We start from the raw sequence: 876 nt of genomic DNA, 5'->3' as shown, positions 1-876 counted from the left end.
ACGCCAAATCGTTTGATATATTGTGTGCTGTTCATAAGGACACGAAGACTTTTTATTTGATACCATTTGAAGATATAAAAGGTAGAAGAAGTATTACCTTTTATCCAGAAGGGAAACCAAAAACAGTTAATTCCAGATACGTTGATTTTGAATCTTATAGAGAAACGTTGTAACATTCATCTATCATGTCGGGTGCAAATCCCGACCAGCGATATTGCCGAGACGTGAGGCCGACGCGTGGCCGGAGCGTGAGATTGCCTTGCTATCGATACAAGGATAAGCGTTTCATTGACTATAGCTTTGAGACCAAGATGGGGCTGGTACGGATCGCCCATCAATTATGCGAGCAACAGAATAGACATTGATACTAGTTACTCGATGCTGAAACAGGACGGCGCAACTCCGTCCGCTCGCTTTTAGTCTTGGGGTCCATAGTAGAAGGCACCGGACTATAGCACTTCACTTCATGTGAGGTGCTATTTTTATACATATTTCAGGAGGCGAGTAGATGCAATGGACAGATGAACAAATCAGTGACATTAGGAAGCTCGCCTCTGAAGGCTTTACCAGACGCGAGACAGCCGACAAACTCGGGATTAGCTATGATGCGTTGCAGGGAAAAGCAAGACGGCTTGGTATCGAGTTCCAAAAACCAGTCAAGAATGAATACGATTCAGACGGCACACAGTCCAGTGAAACCATTCTAAAGGTTGTCAGGGGTCACAAAATGACGCCTAGAGAGGTGCTGGAAGCTCACGGGTATGATTACACCAAGTGGGAGCTTGTACGTGCCACAAGCAACTTCTGGAAGCAGACGCCTGAAGCAACGTTGTATCAAAGCAAGATACAAATCAGGCCGTTAGTTGAAGCAGAACA

The 876-nt window shown here is 45.2% G+C and carries 1 protein-coding gene; it reads left to right on the top strand.

Annotated features, from left to right (window positions below; genetic code table 11):
* Positions 1 to 508: 508 nt before the first annotated feature.
* Positions 509 to 876, top strand: a 368-nt coding sequence (locus BVJ53_RS14170; RefSeq protein ID WP_331250571.1) for a GcrA family cell cycle regulator, incomplete at its 3' end; no start/stop codon positions are given.

Source organism: Lacticaseibacillus chiayiensis, assembly GCF_004123795.1.
GTDB classification, from domain to species: Bacteria; Bacillota; Bacilli; order Lactobacillales; family Lactobacillaceae; genus Lacticaseibacillus; species Lacticaseibacillus chiayiensis.
Note: the sequence above shows the minus strand (reverse complement) of the source record. Positions and strands in the feature narration are given on the sequence as shown.